This window comes from Bradyrhizobium sp. PRIMUS42 (genome assembly GCF_023006515.1).
In the GTDB taxonomy this organism is placed as follows: domain Bacteria; phylum Pseudomonadota; class Alphaproteobacteria; order Rhizobiales; family Xanthobacteraceae; genus Bradyrhizobium.
This window is the reverse complement of the sequence record NZ_JALBGZ010001099.1, coordinates 1-1436: the sequence shown is the minus strand read 5'-3', so window position 1 is coordinate 1436 and position 1436 is coordinate 1. Positions and strand designations below refer to the sequence as shown.

The following is a 1436-nucleotide window of genomic DNA, read 5'->3' as shown; positions in this document are numbered from 1 at the left end:
CCCTCGCTGCCGCCGGTACGCCGGCGCGCCTGCCGGCGCTGCCGGCCTCTCCCTTTGCCTCGACGTCCGGAGCCATCCATGCCTGAGCTCAATCTCACCAGCGCACCCGCCCATCTGCGCCACGGCTCGAACATCGGCCAGCCGCTGACCCGCCGTGACGGCGTCCTCAAGGTCACGGGGCAGGCGACCTATGCCGCCGACAATCATCCGCCCGGCATGCTGTTCGCGGTGATCGCCGTTTCCAGCATCGCGCGTGGCCGCGTGACCTCGCTCGATGTCGCCGCCGCCAAGCGGCATCCCGGCGTCGTGGACGTGATGACGCCGGATCACAAGCCGCAGCTCGCGATCGATCCGGAGATCAAGACCAATCCGTTCGTGTTCCGGATGGAGGCGTTGCAGAGCCACGAAGTCCGTTATGCCAACCAGCCCATCGCGGTCGTGATCGCGGAAACGCTGGAGGCGGCGACGGAAGGTGCGGTGCTGCTGGCACCGCGCTACGAAACGCTGCCTCCGCTGGTCGGGCTCGACGCCGGCGAAAGCTTCGTGCCGCCCGTTGTCGGCGTCGGCAACCCTACCGAAAATCATCGCGGCGATGTCGAGGCGGGCCTTGCTTCGGCCGAGAAGCGGATCGATGCGATCTACGAGACACCGCCTCAATATCACAACGCGATGGAGCCGCATGCGATCGTGGTTCACTGGGATGGCGACAGGCTGTCCGTGGACATGCCGACCCAAGGTCTGATGCTGTCGCTCGCGCGCATTGCCGAGCTGTTCGGCATCGCGCACGACAAGATCCACATCCGCAGTCCCTTCCTCGGCGGCGGCTTCGGCTCGAAGGGGCTCATGGGCGGTCCGCCGGTCCTCGGCATCATGGCTGCCAAGCTGGTGGGCAGGCCGGTCAAGCTGGTGCTGCGCCGTGAGCAGATGTATGGGCCGGTCGGTCACCGTGCCCCGACCCGCCAGCGCCTGCGCATCGGCGCGGATGGCGAGGGACGTCTGACCGCGCTCGATCACCATGCGCGGACCGTGTCGAGCACGTTCGATGATTTCTACGAGCCCGCGGCCGATGCCTCGCACACGCTCTATGCGGCGCCGGCGATCCGCACCTCGCATGACGCCGTACGTGTCAACACCGGCACGCCACTGTTCATGCGCGCGCCTGGCGAGGCGACCGGTTCGATTGCGCTGGAGAGCGCGATCGACGAGATGGCCTGGGCCTGCGGCATGGACCCGCTCGCCTTCCGCCTCAAGAACTACGCCGAGCGCGAGCCGATCAGCGGCAAGCCGTTCTCGTCAAAAGCGCTACGCGCCTGTTACGAGCAGGGCGCGGCGCGCTTCGGCTGGGCGAAGCGTTCGCTGCAGCCGCGATGGATAAAAAGCATCGGGGATCAGCGCCTCGACCTTGCGCCGCAGCCGATTCCAGCTCCCGACAAATC

The 1436-nt window shown here is 67.3% G+C and carries 1 protein-coding gene; it reads left to right on the top strand.

Going from position 1 to position 1436, the window contains the following annotated elements; all coding sequences use genetic code 11:
* Positions 1-78: 78 nt before the first annotated feature.
* A partial coding sequence (locus MOV75_RS37985) for a xanthine dehydrogenase family protein molybdopterin-binding subunit (protein ID WP_247007977.1) occupies positions 79-1436 on the top strand: 1358 nt, incomplete at its 3' end.